Here is an 18,470-nt window from a genome sequence, read left to right as displayed (position 1 = left end):
ACATGCTTTCTTACCTCTTTATATCATCAATAGGATTAACATTACTCGCTCTATTTTATCTGATTTTCCTAAAAAGGGAAACCTTTTTTCAGTTAAATAGATTTACTATTCTAATTGGGGTAATGATCTCTATACTATTTCCTCTTCTCAATATATTACCAGAAGAGCAACAGACGGTGATAGCGAATACTATCCCAGTGATAACACTACCTGTGTTACAAGTAGGAGACCTTTCTTTATCAACTACTTCTGCTGTAACACTTAGTGATCATGAAATTGCACTCCTTTTTTATGCTTCAGTAGTATTTCTATTTACAATAAAGTTTACACTTTCGAACTTGAAATTATGGAAGTTTATCGTTCGAAACCCAAAGGAAAAAAGGCTAAATAAGCAGCTAATTATTACCAATGGACAATACCCTACATTTGCTTATTTAGGATATATCTTTTGGGATAATTCTAGAAAGCTTTCTAAACATGAAGCTGACTTAATACTTCACCATGAAATTGCTCATGTAAAAGACTTCCACTTTATAGACATATTCATCATGGAACTATTAAAATGTATTTTTTGGTTCCACCCTGCTATATATATCATTGATGCTGCACTGCGCACGCAGCATGAATACATTGCCGATCAAAAGGCAAATCAAATGACGAACGATAGTTCCTATCGTCAATTAATGGTTCGATCACTTTTTGATGAGCTCTCAATAAGTGTTGGCCACGGATTTCAATTCTCAACTATTAAATCTAGAATCAACATGTTAAAACAACAACGTTCTGCACAGTGGAAAAGAGTTCATTCCATCTTTTCAATCTTTTTTCTAAGTTCTATTATTGTCCTAGCACAAGCTTGTGTTAAAGATGGACTAACTACCGACGTAGATCCTCGTATTAAAGATCTACAAGGTGATATTGTATTTGGATATGCAATTGATAATGAAATCTATTGGACAAGTGAAAACATGAAAACGTTTTTCCAAGGATATGAATCTGAGCAAACAACAGATCTTATTAAACAATTAGAAGCGGTTAAAGACAAAAATTTATTTCCTTCTTATATCTCTGAAAATGTCAATAACTTATTGATTGCTGATATGGATAAGGACAAATTAAGTGAAAAGTTAATTCAGAAAATTAAAGCACTCCCCTCTTCTAGAAGGTTTACCACTATAAAGGAAGGTTCGTCTGAAACTTATACTGATGAGCAATTAAAAAACGATGTATTCGAAGTGGTAGATCAACCCGCAATTTATAAAGGCGGCATGCAAAAATTATATGCTCAATTGGCAAAAGAAATCAGTTATCCAACGAAGGCTAAGGAATTAAATATTGAAGGTAAAGTTTATATTCAATTTACTGTTAACCAAGATGGAAGCCTTACTGATATGAAAGCCTTAAAGTCGCCTGACTATTTATTAGAAGAAGAAGCTTTAAGAGCAGCACAAAAGGTAATGACGGACTGGCAACCTGCAGAACATCAAGGGCAGACCGTTAAACAAAGGTTGGTTATGCCAATCAGTTTTAAATTATAAATCTATGGGGCTTCGGCCCCTATCTTTTTTTAAAGATCTTTTTCTTTCAAGACCAATTCTGTAACCAATAAAAACTATCGCGGCAATAACGTCAATCACAACCCAAGACATTTTATCATTGAGATGAAGTGGTATAAAAGGGTTGAAGGTTAAAAGAATAAAAACGAATACTACGATCAACCTTACTGTAAAATTCTTATCATAATGATTGATTTCATAATAAATACCAACTATTGCAGCCACTGAAACCAATATTCGGAGGAAGGTGTAAAATTCTAATGGCAAAGAGAAAACTGCTAGTAATAGACATGTCCCTGTAATATTGAAGAGTATTTTCATTTTTTAATTAGTTGGTTTCTGAGAGTCTAAAAATACGAAAGGCACTCCTATTTCAGAAGTGCCTTAGTGAATAATTTATGAGTTATTATATTGATGTATATCTCTTGTATTTTTTTGTACTGTAATTGCCCCGAAGATTGACATTATAAAACCAAAGGCGTAGAACCCTTTTTCACTTGGTAATAAATCTGCATTTATCAATCCTATTGCTAATAATGCTATGGAAGCAATTAATGAGAACCAACTTAAGCCATAGTAAAGGTTGGTTACTTGAATAAATTCTTCTTTATCTCTAACACATTTCTGAACAGATACAGCAGAATATAATGCAAATAAAAGTACTGTTAAGTAATACCCTTTTTCATTTAACAACATTTCTGCTCTAAATAAACCGATTAAATATCCTAATACTCCTGTAATTAAAATTACCCAAGAGGATCCGATATACGCATTTGACGGTTTAGTATTCATAGTTAAGTTCTTTAAGTTATAAATAGATAGTGAATCAACCTGACTCTTAAACTATCTGAAGTTGGGTTTACTAACGGCAGTTGTAAAGTATTGGTTTGGAATCGTTTAGTTAAAAAAGATTAATAAATATTAAACAACATATGAAAATACACTTTTAATGAATGAATAAACATACACTTATTTTGAAACCGTAACAAACACATATACAGCTATATAATCACAAAATAATAACTGCAATTTGACAGGTAATTTTAGTGTTAAAAAACTACTGTTTACTTGTTGATTCACATAGTATACTTTTTTCACTCCCCCTACTTTTGTGATGTAAGCAAACAACAAAAAGCTTTCTCATTGTGTGCTTTAATTCTCACTAACTAATAAAGGATGAACTTATACACTGTCTCTATCGCACATCATAATGTTGCAATAGAAAATCGGGAAAAATTTAAATTAAGTACATTAGAAAATGAACGAATGGTTCTACATGTAAAAGAGATTTTGAATCTTGAAGAATGTATTATTCTATCTACTTGTAATAGAACTGAAGTTTATTATTTGAATAACAAACCTCTGACATTAGAAATATTAAAATTACTATGCACAATAAAATGTATTACATATTCTGAACAATATCTACCTCTTGTAAAAAGCTATGAAGGTGATGAAGCTATTCAACATATCTTTAATGTAGGTATGGGGTTAGATTCATTGATTTTGGGAGATTTACAAATCTACGGTCAATTAAAAGATGCTTACCAAAAAGCGGCCGATTTAGGAATGTGTGGTGCTTATTTACATCGAATCATGCATGTGATATTTCATACTCACAAAAGGGTAAGTAATGAAACTTTATTTCTAAAAGGAGCCACTTCAAATGCATATAATGCTGTCAAAATTCTATTAGGAGAACTTTCAAAAACCATTGGAAGTAAAGTATTAATTGTAGGCTTAGGTGAAATGGGACAAAGCATATGTAAATACCTTTCGGAATTTGATCTACAGAACATATGGGTCACAAACAGAAGTATGTCCAAAGCTAGAATGATCTCAAAAAACTATGGTTTTAATGCTATTGATTTTGGACTCCATAAACAGAAACTACACAAGTTTGATTTTATCATTTCCTGCATAGACGGAGAAAGCACTCAATATAAAATCACACACTTTAATCATGTACCACCTAAATGTATTATTGACCTTGGTGCGCCAAGAAGTGTATGTAGTCAGGTTGAACGATTAGGTGCTAAGCTTTATAATATAGATGATATTGGTCTACTATCAAAAGAAGCCATATCACAGAAAAAAAAGGAAATTAATACTGTACAGCAAATTATTCATGAGGAAGTAGAGCAGTTTAAACTTTGGCAACAAAGTCAAGTGTTCTCTCCTACAATTCATCAACTAAAACAACAATTAGAAACGATAAGGTTATCATCGTTAGCTACTTTCAAAAAAGACTTAAACCAAGACGAAATAACTGCTGCAGAAAAAGTATCTATGCATCTTTTAAATAAGATTATTCAAGTACCTGTAGTAAAATTAAAACAAGCCTGTTTAAGAGGAGAATCAGAAGAATTAAGTCAAGCATTACAAGAACTTTTTACTCTTGAACAACCCCAGGCTATTTCATCACAACTAAACAATTAATACTATGAGTTTTTTTAAATCATTATTTGGTAAGAAGAAAAAAAAGCAAGAAGGCCCTGTATCAGACAGACAGGTACAACTTGTACAAGAAACTTTTGCTATGGTAGCTCCCATTGCGGAAAAAGCTGCTGAAATTTTTTACACTAAGTTATTTGACTTAGACCCTACGCTAAAACCTCTTTTTAAATCTGATATCAAAGAGCAAGGCAAAAAATTAATGGCCATGTTAGCTGCAGCGGTAAATGGCTTAAACGACCTTGGTGCATTAGTACCAGTAGTTCAGGATTTAGGAAAAAGGCACGTAGCCTACCAAGTAGAAGATCAACATTACGATACTGTTGCTGCTGCTTTATTATTTACTTTAGAAACAGGCTTAGGAGATGCATGGACAGATGAAGTTGCAGAAGCCTGGACCACAGTTTATACAGTGCTAGCTACTACTATGAAAGAGGCTGCGGCCACAGTAGAACCTGTATAATTGAAAATAGACAATCGCTTAAATTCCAACTCTTACATGAGTATTATGATGGGCAAGGGGCTTGATTTTTATGTCCCTTTGCCTTACTCCTCCGAACTTAACACATGTTTCAAACAATAAAATAGCATAATCATGACTTTCAAAAAAAACTTTCCTCTTGTGTGTATTATTGGATTAGTTCAGTTCTTTTTTAGCTGTCAACCATTACCAGAAGACGATACTACAAAAGCATCCGACAAGAAATATTCTATTCAAGAAGCGTTCACAATAGTAGCCAAAGAAAATGATGTGGCTAGAACACTTTACACCAAGGCAATCGTTGGTGAAGGAAAAAAAAAGGGACTCAAATTTGACGAGGACTGGGAGAAAGACCACATCGAGGCAGGTCCACTACCCGCCCTATTTCTGCGAGGCATTGCAAGTGACATCCGTAAGCGCAAGGAAGTACCTTTAGGGCTTTTCTTAGGTTCTGATTATCCTATCAGAAAATCAAATAAGTTTACAGGTAAGCAAGCAGAACTGTTTGCAGAAATGAGAAATGATGAAGAACCAAAATTCTTCTACGATGAAGAAAATCAATTATATACTGCCATGTTTCCAGACTTTGCTTCAGCTAATGCTTGTGTCAGTTGTCATAATAAACATCCAGAAACAACAAAAAGTGATTGGAAATTGGGTGATATTCAAGGAGCTACTACATGGACCTATCCAGAAGATTCAGTTTCTTTTAATGAGCTTCAAGAAATCATAATGGCATACAGAAATGGAGCATCTTCAACTTTCCAAAAATACATTGATAAAACAAAAACATTTAAGGATAATGATGTTCCTGTTGTTGGTGATGATTGGCCTAAAAAAGGATACCAATTACCTGAACCAACTATCTTCCTAGATAGCGTAGGTGAACTTGCATCTGAGGAGACACTAAACGCTATTCTAAAGATTTAGTTTGTACTTTTTTTTCGATGTCATAATTGTAATTTTTAATTAGTTAGTTTTGATGAACACGCACCTCTCATTTGTTTCTAATAGTTTGGTTTTTTCTATGCTTACTTTCACCTTCTACGCCAAACAGACAACAAGTTTTCTTTACGCGAGAGGTGCTGTTCTCAACCTTTAAAATGACATGTAATGAGTAAACAATTATACATTGTAATTGGTAGTATATTGTTTCTCCTCTTTGTGGCACAAGATGTCTTTGATCTTAGATGGGAAGCACTTTATCAATTACAACAAGAACAGATGTACAGAAGGTGGTCGGGATTAGGCCTTTTCTGTATTATTCTATTTCAATGGACCTTGAGTCTTGTACGGGTTGTACCTAAGTGGCAACATAAGTCTATCACCTTTCATAAAATTCATAATTGGTTAGGGGCCTTTACTCCACTATTATTCTATATACATTCCATGGAATTAGGGTTCGCCTATCTTTTTATACTAAGCCTTACTTTCTTTAGCAATTTTGTGATGGGTATGTTTAACCTTGACCTATTAAAAACGAGATCACAACTAATTTTTCAAGGATGGATGATCGTACATGTAACCTTCTCTGTCTTTATTACTTTCTTAACCTTCTACCATATATGGGTAGTTTTCTACTATAAATAATGAATAGCTAAAAACTAAAATGATCTTCAATCATAAATCATAAAGAGATGGAAAAAACATTAAAACTAAAGGTAGTAGATGTAGTGAAAGAAACTTCAGATGCTATCAGTATACATTTTAAACAACCTTTCTTCCGAAAAATTAAATATACTCCAGGACAATTTCTAACACTACTTGTCAATGTCAATGGTCGCGTGGAAAGAAGGTGTTATTCATTAAATAGTGCACCTAAAGTTGACAAAACAATCAGTGTAACAGTCAAAAGAATTAAAGATGGCAAAGTATCTAATTTCCTATTTGATAATGTAAAAAAAGGAGATAAAGTACAGGTATTATATCCTATGGGTGAGTTTACTATCACACCTGATGTTGAGAAAAAACGACATATTGTTCTTTTTGGAGCAGGAAGTGGTATAACTCCTCTAATCTCTATTTTGAAATCGATCTTACATAAAGAGCCTCAAAGTATAGTTTCATTATTTTATGGCAATAGAGATGTTGAATCCATCATCTTCAATCAAGAATTAACAGAGTATAAAAACGTTTTTGAAGATCGATTACACTTGGTACATATATTAGAATCTCCAGGTGACTTTAAGGATTGCTACAAAGGAAGAGTGGAAAGAACTCAAGTTCCAGAATACCTTAAAAAAGTGCCTCAATGGGATACTACAGAGTATTTTATTTGTGGCCCTTCTGGAATGATGATAGAAGCTGAGGAAGGTTTAAAAGCAGCAAATGTTGATGAAAAAGCGATACACATCGAGCGTTTTTCTGCACCTCCTCCAACTTCTAAAGAAATGAAAAATGCAGGGGCTTTCTTAGAAAACAGAGAGATTAGACTTCTTCAGAAAGGAAAAGAGCATGTATTTACTGTAAAGGCTAATAGTAATATCCTAGAAGCTGCATTGGATGAAAAAATCAGCCTCCCTTATGTTTGTATGGATGGTATATGTGGTAGCTGCAAAGCAAAAGTAGCTCAAGGAGAAGTTTTTATGAGAGATGGTCACGTTTTAAGTGAGAAAGAAGTAAATGATGGAATCATTCTCCCATGTATTTGTCATCCTATTAGTAATGATGTAGTCGTTGAATATGCTTAAAATTAGTAGAAAAAGACGCAGGCAATGGATCGGTATGAGTTTCGGTATTTTCATTACTAGTATTGCTTATGTAGTTCTATCTCACCCTGCCAATGAAGAATACCTCTCTAAAGGGCCTTTAAACACAGGACATGAGGAGCTTCAATGTTCATCTTGCCATACCACTGCAAAAGGGAATGTCTTCCAACAGATGCAAGCAAACATTATGTTTAGTGTCGGCTTAAGACGCTCTGAAGCTAACTTCGGTACAGAGAATGTAGATAATAATAAATGTTTGGCTTGTCATGAAAGAGAAAATGACAGGCATCCATTACACCGGTTTGAGGAACCTCGATTTGCTAATGCCCGCAAAGAGATTGGCGTTACAAACTGTGAATCTTGTCACCAAGAACATAACGGTGTTCGAATAACCCAATTAGATGTTGGTTACTGTAGAAGCTGTCATGAAGAAACAGAAATGAAGAATGATCCTTTAGAAGTTTCTCATAAAGAACTTATCGGTGCAAAACAATGGAATACCTGTTTACAATGTCATGATTTTCATGGCAATCATATTTTCCATGCTGCAGAATCTATCAAGGATACTATTCCTATAGAAGAAATCAGGGCTTATTTTAATGGTGGTGATTCTCCTTACGCACAAGAAAAGAAATTTTATGCCACTACTGAAGAAGAATTTCTTAACCAACAATAATCAAAAAGCTGTCTTCTTATTTACTTTAATTGTTCCATACAAAAAAGCCCTTCACAAATACTGTGAGGGCTTTTTTATATATAACACTCTATTATCTCCCAGCAAGGATATTAATATCTGCATTTTCTAAGTAGGTATTTTCATACCCTTCTACTGCAGCATTTATCATTGCTTTACCTACGCGTGGTGTGGAAGTAATATATTTTGGAAACAAGGTATCAATCACCGGGTACAATGGCCCTAGCACCTTATAGATTTTTTTATACATTGGTACTTTAGACTCCACTCCCTTCATTGGCTGAATAAAGCCTGGTCTAAACATATAATGCTTTTTAAAAGGTAGTGTCAATAAATCATTCTCTGCTTTTCCTTTTACGTTTGCCCAATTTTGAGAGCTATTTTCATTTGTTGATGTTCCTGCTCCTGAGATAAAACAGAACGTTACATCAGGACTTAATGGTAATAATACACTCGCAAAATGCATAGTAAGACTATAAGTAGTTTTATAGTAATCATCTTTACTAATACCTGCGGATGATATTCCTAGACAGAAAAAACATGCGTTATAGTCTACTAGTTTTGGTATAATTGGTGTAAGATCAAAAAAATCTTCATGAACAACTTGTTCGAGTTTTGGGTGATCAATATTCATCTTAGAACGAACAATGATCAATACTTTTTCTACTTGATCATTTTCCAAACATTCAATGAGAACTCCATGACCGATCATCCCTGTTGCTCCAGTTATGATTGCCTTTATTTTTTTCATGTCTAGTTTATAATATAAGGATCTTTATTGTTTAACGATTAGAATTTGGATTAATTATTCAATCATAATAAAACTTCCCCAATAATATGGATCTGGTTCTTCTGATAAAAGTTGTAATTGTGCATCTCTAAATGCCTTATACTTATCACCATACAATAACCAAAGTTCATAAAACTTACTCATCAGTTTTACGGTAAATATATCATCTACATTCCATAAGCTTGTGATAAACGTATGGGCTCCAGCAACACTAAAAGCATACTGAAGGCTAGTAATCCCATCATCGTCTTCATTAGAAACCACACCGGTATTACACGCAGACAAAACCACTAATTCTGTTTTATCTAAATTTAACCCTGTCACTTCAAAAGCGGATAAAATTCCATCTATTCCTTCAGAATAATCTAAAGTCAAAGAATCGTTTAGATTCGAGGATTCTGACAAAAAAAGACCCGACCTAAGAAGGTTATAATCAGTTACCACATTTTCACTTTGTAAGAAAAAGCCATGCGTAGCTACATGTAAAATATATGGGGAACGTTTTAACTGCTTGATATTTTTTTCAGTTGCTTTCTTATTTAGATAAACCTCCGTTTCCCACCCTTTGTTTACTAAAATTTCATCTATCTTTTTTATTTCCTTTTCTGTACCTGGCAAGTTGGTGATGGGTACTTGAATATTACCTACACCTTTTAAAGCCGGAGCTCCTCTTTCATCATCATTATTACTTGTATTATTAAATACAGGTGCTCCCAATAGAACAGCATAATCATCTTTTGAAAAGGTGTTTTCCCTTTTAAAGTCTCCTAGTTCCAAAGCCGTTGACATCAAAATAATTTCCTCCTCCTGAATAAGAAATTTCTTAGTTACTGGGTTTTGGAAAGTATTAATGTTCACTTTATTATAAATACCATATGGACAAAAAAGGATAGTAGAATGATTGGGTAAAAGGCTATCTAATTTTACTTGAATTGGTTTCCATAAACTTGCATATGCTTTCTCCCCTGTAGGTTTATTGATTCTTATTCCTCTTGATTGTCTTTCTGTTTCTTTATACCAATCTTCACTTTTCTCTATGAGTTGTAGCAAGTCTTCCTCCTCTCCTATCCTAACTAAAAATGGATAAGATTTATTCTTTATCAGAATTGTTGCAAAATATTCTACGTCCTTTTTATTGTAGTCATATACTTTGATCACTTCTACAAAAGACTCCGATTCTTCTAGCTTATTTTGTATATCATGCCAATTCTTGATTTGTGATTCTTCATCATTTATTTCAAGCTCTGAAGAAGCCAACAACAATGATTTTTCAAGTTCTACTACCCTTTGCTTTAGTTCAATAGGATGTTCTCTTTGTTGTATTCGTTCTTCATCACTCATAAAATACAAGCAAGATAACTGCGATCGTAACTGTATCAGTTTCTCCAAATAAGGGAATATGGCTCCTTCACCTTTTATCTTTTCTAAGGCGATCAACTTCTTCTTGGATATCTTTGAACGGTACTTCAATATTGTTTTATTGGCTATATTGAAGTTGATGTATAAGTTTAATATCTCTGGTGTAATTGTCTCGCCTTTATCATAAATGATTGCATTAAAAATGTCTCCAACGTCGTTCGTTCGTTTTAGAAAAAGTACCCTTTCCTGTTCATTAGAATACAGTAACGTCTTCTGATAGAAACTCAACCTGTTTTGCAAGGCCTGCTTCATATAGGAAATCATTTGTTCATCGTCTCCTTTTATCGAAGATAAATAAGCTAAATGTGCCAAAAGTGATGCATATATTACTGTGTTTTCATCACATCGGTAGAGTATCGCATTAAATATGCTCTTAGCTTCTTCATATTTTTTTAACTGAACTAGTGCTTTAGCTTTTAAGAATTTTAATCGAACTACATGTACTTCTGTATCTGACAAATAGTTCTCTTTTGCGATTTTAATAGCTTTATCATAATAATTAATCGCTTCCCTGTATTTCTCTTGTTTAGACAAAGACCAACCTTTTAAACCAAAAACCATCAGCATAAAAGCATGGTCCTGAGAAAATTTCTTTGATATTATTTTCTCCGCTTGTTTAAAGCTTTCTTCAGCCTGCTTGTAATCCCCTTTTTCAACTAAATTCCATGCTAAATTATATTGATAGATAGAATATGCAGTAGTATGTGTTTTCCCTGTGGATACTAAATATCTATAATTCTCAAAAAGCTTTTCTCTTCCATCAACAGGGTTTCCATATAAGAAATTATAATCCACATAAATACTCACTGAGATAGTATACTCATCATGGTATTTCTCCATTCGATTATCCATTAGATTATAAAACTCTGATAGAAGGATCTCATGCTGAACAAAATTTCCATTTAAAAACTCCTGCCTTGCTTTTGTAACTAAATAAAATAAATATATGTCTCCACTTTTTTTGATATACTTACTCACATCCCTCATATGAAAACTTGCGATTTCATATTCACCGATGATTAGATATACATTTACTAATTCTAGTTGTGCCCTTTTGTATGCGGATTGATGGTAATTTCTTAAAGAATAGATTTGAAGGGCTTCTTTTAGATTTTCTGTAGCTAATTGATATTGAGACATTTTTTTATTTACCGTTGCCATCAAACTCAAAATATTTGCATAGAGAATCTGGTTTTTCCCCAAGACATGAATAGCTCTTTCTTTTGCCTGTTTATATACTTCAATTGCCTTCTCGAAATCTTCCGTTTTAGCGTAACAATCTCCTAGAACTGTTAACATTAATAGGTATTGAGATGTGTTTTGAAGCTCATTCTTTTCAAGGTCTTTTTTTATAGTAGCAAGTAGTGTTTCTGCTTTATTGAAACGCCCCTGTTGTAACATCATTTTTGCCCAATAAATCTGATAGCTAGTAAAATTAAGGTAGAAATCTTGCTCAATTTTATAATCTTTCATCATGGATAATGACTGCTTGAACTTCTTATCTGACAACACTATATCTCCATTTAATCCATGTAAAAAACCTTCGTTAAATAAGGTCATACTATAAATAGGATTATCATAGCCTACTGTTTTCTTGTGTAGTGTATTTATTGTTCTTAATAAGATTTCGGCCTTATCTTCTTCCCCTATAATTAGATAAGTACCCACTAGGAAATTTGTCGCCAAACAGTAATCAGGATACATTGATCCTGCCGAATTATCCATGACATCAAGTGACTTCTTAAAATATCGAATGGCTTCTTGGTAGTTTTGTTTCTCTACATAGATTCTACCTAAATAAATATAAGGCAATACTAGCTTGATGCTATACTCATCGTCCGTTTCTCTTAATACTCTTTCTATACTGTAGATCAGATAGTTTTCAGCTTTATCTAGTTGACCTTGAGTACGGTATTCGTTTAAAATATTATGATCAAATACAGGCTTAAACTCTTGTCCAAAAGCATGTAATGATATGAATATAAACAACAGTAATATAGTTCTATAAATAGTTTTTGGGGGCATCAATAGTAATCAGGTGATTTGCTCTTTAATTAAGTTACGAATTAATTTATCATCACAAAAGCTCCCCAGAAGTAAGGCCTTTTATAACGGGCCATAATATCTAATTGAGCTTGGTAAAAAGCCTTATGTCGATCTCCCATTACATTCCAATGCTCATAGAATTTTGTCATCAACTCTTTCGTTGCTCTGTCATCAACACTCCATAAACTCATCACTACAGAATGTACTCCAGCAATAGAAAACGCATATTGTAAACCGGAAATCCCTTCTCCTTCGGTCACCTCAGAAACACCCGATTGACAAGCAGACAATATCAGAAGCTCAGTATTGGATAAATTTAACCCTGCCACTTCGTAAGCAGTCAAAATACCATCAAGGCCTGAATTATAAATCTCATTTAAACTTTTGGTATCAGTCTGAATAAACTCTGAGAAGAATAAGCCTGATCGGAGCATCGGATTATTGGATACAGAATACCTCATTTTATTAAGAAAGAATCCATGAGTTGCTATATGCAATACCGTTGGAGAAGTCTTCAAGGTCTTAATTAATTCTTCGGTGGCTGCTTCTCTTGTAAAAACTTCTACTTTCCAATTATTTTTCATCAATAACTTTTCAGAAATTTCTATCTCTTCCCCAGTTCCGGGTAATTCGTCTAATTGGATTTTCAGACCTTTACTTTTTGTTGCTCTAGTACCATTTTCTGAAAGATTGTTTTCTTCAAACACCGGATTACCTATTAATACTGCATTTTTCTTCTTGGGCATCTCTTGGTTTCTCGTACTACTTAATAATTCTGTAGAACCATTTAATTGTTTGATATATTCTTCTTGAATAAGGTATTGATCCGTCGTTTCGTTCTGAAGTGTGTTTACATTAATGAGGTTGTATATACCATCAGCTACAAAATAAATTGTATTGTACTTTTCCTTTCGTGTTTTGAGAAAGTTTGAAATTGGTTTCCAGTAAATTTTATAAGGACTACTTTCTTCCTCAGCTTCTACCATCACCATATTTCTACCTAAAGGTGTAGATTTTCTTTGGTAGATTGAAAATGCCTCATTTTCTAATTGTTCACTCTTCCCAATAGGTACATACATAGGATACTCTGCATCCTTATCAACTACTAGTGCAATATATCTGGATGTATTACCTAGTGATGTTCGTAGCTTTACTATCTCTATAACTACTTCACCTTCTTTTAATACATTTTTGATATCCTTCCAGCCTTTATAAATAAGATCAGACTGTTGATTGACATAAGCGTTACTCGCCAAAACTAGAGACTTTTCTAGGTTATTGATATTATCTAACAATAAGTAAGGATCAACTCCCAATTCCTTTCGTTGTTGTACCGACATATAATTTAATGCTGCAATACCATCTCTAAGTGATAACATTTTACTAAGATAAGCGGGAAAACCTTGGGCAACTCTATCGTCTTTATACTTGTATAAATGCTTATTTCTTTCTCTTGTTTCAACCAAAAAGAAGCTTCTAAATTTTAAGTGGATATCATAACAGTTTTTCAACATCAAAGGAGTTACATTATCTCCCATCATGTACATGATATCATAGAAGACGTCAAATAAGCTTCCTGTTTGGTGTAGGTATTTAATCTTATCTTGAGAGCTAGAATATTTCATGGTATTATCATAAAATTTCAAGCGTGCTTGGATAGCCGAGATAATCATCTCTTCTGCTTTATCCCAATTTCCTAACAATGCGTTAGTGTAGGCAATACCACCATTCACCATAGTATCCAAGATAGTTCCCGTTGTCACCTTTTCATCCAACTCTATAAAAATATCTAAGGCCTCTTGGTATTTTTGTTCTTTTATGAGGAGGTTAGCATAACTGATTTGGGTGTAAATAAAGTGTACATCATATGCAGTCACTTTTTCTTTAAAAATTGAAAATGCAATACCGAAATAATAATTCGCTGAATCTAATTCCCCTTGTTCTGAATAAATATTCGCAAGTTCTTCACTATTGTATGCCTTTAAAATCGATGTATCAAGGTTTAAGAAATCAATGAGTTCATTTGATGATTTTAGATTTGAAATAGCTTCTTTAGTAGCTCCCTTTCTTCTATCAGTAAAACCTTTACAATACAGAGTCTCAGCAAAATTTAGAGTAGAATCTTGATCAATTCTCTTTAATAGCTTAATCCCTTTATTAATAATATTTTCAGCCTTATCTGTTCTTCCTGTGTAAGCCAAAAGTTCGACGTAATCGAGATTTGTTTCTAAAAAGAAGCGAGTATGAGTCATGTTCTTATCAAGCATTCTTGCTAGAGTTTGAGAGAAAATCAGCTCGGATTCTACAAATTCTCCCTTTATGATCATTAAGCGAGCTGTTGTTATTTGAAATGCATCATTTTGCTTTACCTCTTCTTCTCCTACTGCTTGTTGAATAGTGTTGAGATTATCCTCAGCCAGTTTATACTCTCCCCTTTTTAGTGCCACATTGGCTAAAATCACTAGACAAGATGTATATCTGACTACCTCCGTTTCATCCATTTTGTAGATTTCACTGGCCGATTCTAACAAAGGAGTAGCTTTATCAAATTGACTAATTTCAGCATATAGATTACCTATACGCTCTTCTACTGCGGCATATGCAAAATGATTTGTCCCTACCATTTTCTTCACATGAAATTCAGCATCTTTATAACTTTCCAACGCTTTATCATAGAAACCTGCTAAGCGATAAGCATCTCCCAAAACCAACAAACATCTACTATAATTAGGGGAATTCTCTCTATTTTTTGCGTCTAATTCACTTAATGTCTTCTGCATCAAATCAATTGCTTGATCATGTCGAAAAGAAATAGAATAAAGATGTGACAAATGAATATCCACCTCTTCAAAATCTTTATCAAAAGACCTTCTATATTTCATATTTATGGCTATTCTTTTAGCATCAAGCATATATTGTTCAGCTATCTCGAAACTTCCTTCATAAGAATAAATCATACCCCAATTCATTAGATAATGGGCATAATTAATAGAATTTTGACCTATCGTTTTATCGATAATAATCTTAATCTCTTTTAAAATTTTCTTTGGGTATTCAACTTGTCCTAATCGAATATAACACGTCGCTAAATAGTTTAAAGAAATTGCATAATCAGGATATAACCATCCTGTGGTTTCTTCTAAGATATCTGCAGAATATTGAAAATGATTTAAGGCCTCTCCGTACTCTTGGCGTTCTAAACAAACTCTCCCTAAAGAAAACCTTGCTATGTTTTCATGGATCGACATTTCTCCATGTTGTGCTTGCATAGCTTCTACCCATTCCCAGGAGTTTTTCTTTGCCAGATCTAATTCCCCTTTATTGATAAGAGTTTGGATCGCTTCCATTGTAAATGGATTTCCAATACCTTCTTCTGCTTTGAGACTTTTAGGAATTAATAAAACAATTAGTAATAAAAATATTGTTCGTAAAGTGTGGGTCATTTCTGTATAGTTCTATACCAAGTCTATATAAAATTGAAGAGAAGTAATTTACTATTAAAATATCATAAAACAGTACTTTTTTATGATTTTCAATGACCAAAATTGATAAAAACAGTGTCCTATATTTAAGCTATTGAAACACTTTAATGTTAATAATATGGAATTTTAACTTAAAAATGATACGTTTTAGAAACATTGTAACTATTTTTGTGAAATATATTTCAATTGCTTAAAATGATTCGACACATATGGAAACAATTATTCTTACATTTATCACCATTATTGCCATTTACAGTGCTATTAAAATCACTTCTTGGTATAAATATTTAGGTTTAAGCTCGGTAGAAGCCATTTCACTTTCTATTTTAACATCTTTCTTTATGGTGATTACTGTAGGGAAGTTAGTAAAGGAAGTATTGGTAGGTTTACATTATTTACCTGCATAACATATAGCAATAGCCACTTCATTTCCGATAGTTTTTAAGTCAAATTCCCAGTTATTATCTTCCCCAATTTGTAATTGCCATTTACCGTTCACGTACCAAAAGCTGAAATTATCTAATAAATAGGATTTATCTGTTGCCTTGATGAAAGCCTCTTTCATTGTAAACAGCTGAAAAAGAGCAATTTTTCTCGCATCCTCATTTTGAATAGATTTTATCTCATTAATTTCTTGTTCTGATAAAAACCATTTCAATTTATCCTCATCCAGTTTTGAAATAGGCTCTAGGTCTATACCAATTGGCTGTTGTGATGTTACTACTACTAAGTACCCGTTACTATGTGAAATATTGAAGTGATAGTTTTTCTTTCCATAAATATTTGAGAGGAATGGTTTCCCATTTTTTGTATATGAAAAAGAAATTTGTTTGGGTTTAAGTCCTAATTCTTTAGCTAGAATGTGTTTTAGGAAAGTTCTTGCTTTTAAAAACTCCTCTTTTTTTATCGGAGAAATAAATCGTTTGTATCGTTTAAGTTCATCCCCATCTAATAATGCAAGTTCTCCTTGAATCGAATCAACAGTAGTCGTGTTTAAATTATATGGTTTTGTATCTGTCATAAATCAGGTCTTAAAAATTAACTTTCTAATACGAGTAAAGAGTTAATTTAAATGATTAGTCTTTCTCTGAATTTTAAATTAACATCCAAAGCGTCCAAATTTCCAAATAATAGATCGATATTTTCGATGCTTTTGTGAGTGACTAATCTTTAAATTTTCCTATTCGTAAAAAACGCTTGATAAAAAAACACCTCACCCTTAATAAAAAGAATGAGGTATCAGATGATATATAAATTGATATTACTTTAGAAGACCATTAGCAATTACTTCTTCATCAGATTGTCTAATCAGACGATAATGTCCTGCCCTTTCTAGCAATTGATCATAATTTATAGAATCTCCATTTACATCGACATTGATTATATCTTCTTCGTATGTTGGGCCATCATACCTTTCATCCAAAATACCTACCAATGCTACCTGAGCAGCACTTTCATCAGTATAATCCGTACCTTCATATAAATAGATCTTATACGATTCACTTTCTTCTAAAAACTCTGAATAGCTACTCTTAAAAAATGCCATTCCATTGATTCTTTCATGCATTTCAATAGTAAATTCTTCTCCAGAGTAATCAATATGATTAAAATCAAATACGGAAATCGTATGTGTTCCATTTAATGCTGATGTACCTACATCTGATAATGCGAAGTATTCTGTTCCATTATATTCAGGGTCACTATCTTTGTTCATTCTTACAGAATATTCAGAAGAGATAATTTCGTTATATGTTATAGGCGTACCGTCTTTTTTCTCTCTTAGGTCAAAATAAATCACTTCATCTGTATCTACTTTTGTTTTACCCAAGTGAGCTAGAATTCCACCTTGTTCAAAGTAATTATCATCATTCAGATTGATCACAAAAGATGAATAAGGCTTAGAATCTCCTGTCATTTGATGAGAGAACAGTACATTTCCATTTACACGCTCTTCAAACTTCACCCATCCATTAATAAAATCTTCACTACCAGGTTTTGCAAAATCATACATCATAACTTCACCTGTTAATTCATTTCCTCCTACATCAGCTTTACCATAATATCCTTCACCTTGGACTATAGGCTTCTTTTCAATCAATAAAAAAGCATCTTCTATTGAAGCCGGTGTACTATATTCCTCAGGTAAATTTGTATAGCTATTATTATCAGAGAACATAGGAATATTGGCCAATTCGATAAATGGATTATCAGTTTTTACTCCAGAGTTTTTAGTTCCTTCATAAAGGTCTATCACATATTCATATTGATTGTCCGAGTTTACAAGATTGACTCCGACTAACATTGGTCCGTCTGTTCTAGGAATGAATGTAGAATAACCTACAACTTCACCAGAAGCGTTCGTTATTTCGTACGTTTTCTCCCCATCATAATCAAACTCATTTGTCCCTAATTCTGTGATGGATTCGATATTAAGGTCATTTTCTTTTTTGATTACTCTTAAGTGAGCATTTATTTGAGTTAACTCTTGGTAAGTATATTTTTCTGATAAATCAGTAATAGATTCTGTTTCACCTTCTGCAATTGGTGTCAGCGTTTCAATAGAAGTTGCCGAAAGGTCGATTGAACCATTATATAATTGCACCTGATATTCTTCAGAAGCTGCCTGATCTAATGTAACTCTAAGTAATATTTTTCCATCTTCATCTTCTTCCAAATTTACAGTACCATTATACGTAAATTCTTCTGGCTGAATCATTTTATAAGATTTCGATACAATAGGTTGGTTACTTGGTATTGGATTATCTTCATTATCACAAGAGATAAAACCAATTGTAAAAATTAAAAGTAATAAGGTAGATTTAATATAATTCATAGTATCA

15 protein-coding genes are annotated in these 18,470 nt (G+C 33.0%); 8 read left to right on the top strand and 7 right to left on the bottom strand.

Annotated features, from left to right (window positions below; translation table 11 throughout):
* Positions 1-2 precede the first annotated feature (2 nt).
* Positions 3-1,538, top strand: a complete 1,536-nt coding sequence (locus tag QL232_RS14715) for a M56 family metallopeptidase (RefSeq protein ID WP_281614662.1) — start codon at positions 3-5, stop codon at positions 1,536-1,538.
* Here QL232_RS14715 and QL232_RS14710 read toward each other — a convergent pair.
* Positions 1,533-1,877, bottom strand: a complete 345-nt coding sequence (locus QL232_RS14710; RefSeq protein WP_281614661.1) for a DUF6804 family protein — start codon at positions 1,875-1,877, stop codon at positions 1,533-1,535. The two genes, QL232_RS14715 and QL232_RS14710, sit on opposite strands and share 6 nt — an antisense overlap.
* Positions 1,878-1,952: 75 nt before the next feature.
* A complete protein-coding gene (gene yiaA, locus QL232_RS14705) occupies positions 1,953-2,348 on the bottom strand; it encodes an inner membrane protein YiaA (RefSeq protein WP_168881487.1) in 396 nt (131 codons plus the stop codon).
* A gap of 384 nt (positions 2,349-2,732) precedes the next feature.
* On the opposite strand from yiaA, the gene hemA reads away from it, so the two are divergent.
* The 6 genes from hemA to QL232_RS14675 all read left to right on the top strand — a co-directional run bounded on the left by hemA (position 2,733) and on the right by QL232_RS14675 (position 7,875).
* Entirely contained in the window at positions 2,733-3,995 is a 1,263-nt protein-coding gene (hemA, locus tag QL232_RS14700) for a glutamyl-tRNA reductase (RefSeq protein WP_281614660.1), read from the top strand.
* Positions 3,996-3,999: 4 nt separating this feature from the next.
* Positions 4,000-4,473, top strand: a complete 474-nt coding sequence (locus tag QL232_RS14695; RefSeq protein ID WP_168881489.1) for a globin family protein — start codon at positions 4,000-4,002, stop codon at positions 4,471-4,473.
* A 132-nt stretch (positions 4,474-4,605) separates the two neighbouring features.
* Positions 4,606-5,421, top strand: coding sequence for a DUF3365 domain-containing protein (locus QL232_RS14690; RefSeq protein WP_281614659.1), 816 nt, complete (start codon positions 4,606-4,608; stop codon positions 5,419-5,421).
* Between the two features lie 183 nt (positions 5,422-5,604).
* Entirely contained in the window at positions 5,605-6,081 is a 477-nt protein-coding gene (locus tag QL232_RS14685; protein ID WP_281614658.1) for a hypothetical protein, read from the top strand.
* A gap of 47 nt (positions 6,082-6,128) precedes the next feature.
* Positions 6,129-7,181 (top strand): ferredoxin--NADP reductase, encoded by a 1,053-nt coding sequence (locus QL232_RS14680; protein WP_281614657.1) that lies wholly within the window; start codon positions 6,129-6,131, stop codon positions 7,179-7,181.
* Complete coding sequence (locus tag QL232_RS14675) at positions 7,174-7,875, top strand: cytochrome c3 family protein (protein ID WP_281614656.1); 702 nt, start codon at positions 7,174-7,176, stop codon at positions 7,873-7,875. The genes QL232_RS14680 and QL232_RS14675 overlap by 8 nt, the downstream gene beginning before the upstream one ends.
* A 91-nt stretch (positions 7,876-7,966) precedes the next feature.
* Here QL232_RS14675 and QL232_RS14670 read toward each other — a convergent pair whose 3' ends face one another.
* The 3 genes from QL232_RS14670 to QL232_RS14660 all read right to left on the bottom strand — a co-directional run bounded on the left by QL232_RS14670 (position 7,967) and on the right by QL232_RS14660 (position 15,591).
* Complete coding sequence (locus QL232_RS14670) at positions 7,967-8,644, bottom strand: epimerase (RefSeq protein WP_281614655.1); 678 nt, start codon at positions 8,642-8,644, stop codon at positions 7,967-7,969.
* A gap of 54 nt (positions 8,645-8,698) precedes the next feature.
* On the bottom strand, positions 8,699-12,091 hold the full coding sequence (locus tag QL232_RS14665; protein ID WP_281614654.1) for a CHAT domain-containing protein: 3,393 nt from the start codon (positions 12,089-12,091) through the stop codon (positions 8,699-8,701).
* 77 nt (positions 12,092-12,168) lie between these two features.
* Positions 12,169-15,591, bottom strand: coding sequence for a CHAT domain-containing protein (locus QL232_RS14660; RefSeq protein WP_281614653.1), 3,423 nt, complete (start codon positions 15,589-15,591; stop codon positions 12,169-12,171).
* 248 nt (positions 15,592-15,839) lie between these two features.
* Between QL232_RS14660 and QL232_RS14655 the strand changes: the two genes are divergently transcribed.
* Positions 15,840-16,037, top strand: a complete 198-nt coding sequence (locus tag QL232_RS14655) for a hypothetical protein (protein WP_168881497.1) — start codon at positions 15,840-15,842, stop codon at positions 16,035-16,037.
* On the opposite strand, the gene QL232_RS14650 is transcribed toward QL232_RS14655, so the two are convergent.
* The gene (locus QL232_RS14650) at positions 16,022-16,651 is read right to left on the bottom strand and encodes a 4'-phosphopantetheinyl transferase superfamily protein (protein ID WP_168881498.1); all 630 of its coding nucleotides are present in this window, start codon (positions 16,649-16,651) and stop codon (positions 16,022-16,024) included. The two genes, QL232_RS14655 and QL232_RS14650, sit on opposite strands and share 16 nt — an antisense overlap.
* Positions 16,652-16,891: 240 nt before the next feature.
* The gene (locus tag QL232_RS14645; RefSeq protein ID WP_281614652.1) at positions 16,892-18,463 is read right to left on the bottom strand and encodes a hypothetical protein; all 1,572 of its coding nucleotides are present in this window, start codon (positions 18,461-18,463) and stop codon (positions 16,892-16,894) included.
* Positions 18,464-18,470 lie beyond the last annotated feature (7 nt).

The organism is Flammeovirga sp. SubArs3 (genome assembly GCF_947387565.1).
Classification (GTDB): domain Bacteria; phylum Bacteroidota; class Bacteroidia; order Cytophagales; family Flammeovirgaceae; genus Flammeovirga; species Flammeovirga agarivorans.
This window is presented reverse-complemented; position numbering and strand designations above follow the sequence as displayed.